A 1,060-nucleotide genomic window follows, 5' to 3' on the forward strand; every position below is an offset into this window, starting at 1 on the left:
TTCGCAGATTCTAGCCACTTCGGCACTTAAAGAGAGCCAGAAAAAAAGCCCCGCACGAGCGAGGCTTTGGATTAAAAAGATTCTAGCGCCGTGGCTTATCCGCATCTGGATTAAAATACAAATACAATAAAAATATGATGTAGACACAAACAAAAACAAAAGGCCAAGCGAGAATAAATCTTAGAAAAATCTCGCCAAGTGTTCCTACACGCTCACCGATCATAAGCCTTAGCGAAACAAAAATCATTATGACAACAGTGCTCCACAAAGCGTACTTAAGCGGCCTTCTGAATAAGTTATTGTTTTCTATATTCATCTATTAAACCCAGAAATGATTTTAGTTTACTTATTTAACTCAGAGTCAAGAGTTTTAGACGCAGTATCTCCAACTAAGTCTGAAGCAAGGTCTGTCATTTTATTATCCAGCGATCCGAAAGTATCTTGAGCAAATTCCTTGAAACCTTTAATGGCATTACTTGTTTGCTGACCTGGCCCAATAGCAGTTAATGCCCCGTTGACCATTGTGTCTTGCAGCGTTGGTGAATTTCCATTTAAAGATTCATTAACTGCGTATCCTGTTCCTCCTGCGGTTGCTGTGCCAGCTGCAATAAATGATGTAGCAATGGCTTTTTCAGTTTGAGTGGCAACAACTTTTGTTCCAATTGTCACACTTGACTTAGCAAGCGATGTCAATCCTCCTGTTACCGCTCCGACAGCCCCACTTATTACAGCCTGTTGTAGACTGAAATTATCTACCCCTTTAGTTACAACTTGCGCAACAGAATCAGCAAGAAAGCCTATGGCAAATCCAACAACTCCAAATTTACCAGTTGGATCTGTCATATTAATCGGATCATTCCCCACATAAGCATAAAGATTCATCTGATCTTCATAGCCCACAGGGTCAGTTTGCAGGAAGCGCCCTAGCTTTGGATGATAAATCCGTGCTTTGTAGTAATAAAGCTCAGTACCTTCTATTAAAGTTTGACCGGTATATCTAAATCGAGAATCGCTGCTGTTTTGTGGCTGGCCGAATGGATCATACTGATGGGTCTGTACC

Annotated in this window: 1 protein-coding gene; it reads right to left on the minus strand. The window is 41.0% G+C overall.

What is annotated here, in order from left to right; all coding sequences use genetic code 11:
- Positions 1-342: 342 nt before the first annotated feature.
- On the minus strand, positions 343-1,060 hold a 718-nt coding region (locus tag V5298_RS20705), incomplete at its 5' end, for an RHS repeat-associated core domain-containing protein (protein ID WP_332933294.1).

The organism is Alteromonas sp. 14N.309.X.WAT.G.H12 (assembly GCF_036697315.1).
In the GTDB taxonomy this organism is placed as follows: Bacteria; Pseudomonadota; Gammaproteobacteria; order Enterobacterales; family Alteromonadaceae; genus Alteromonas.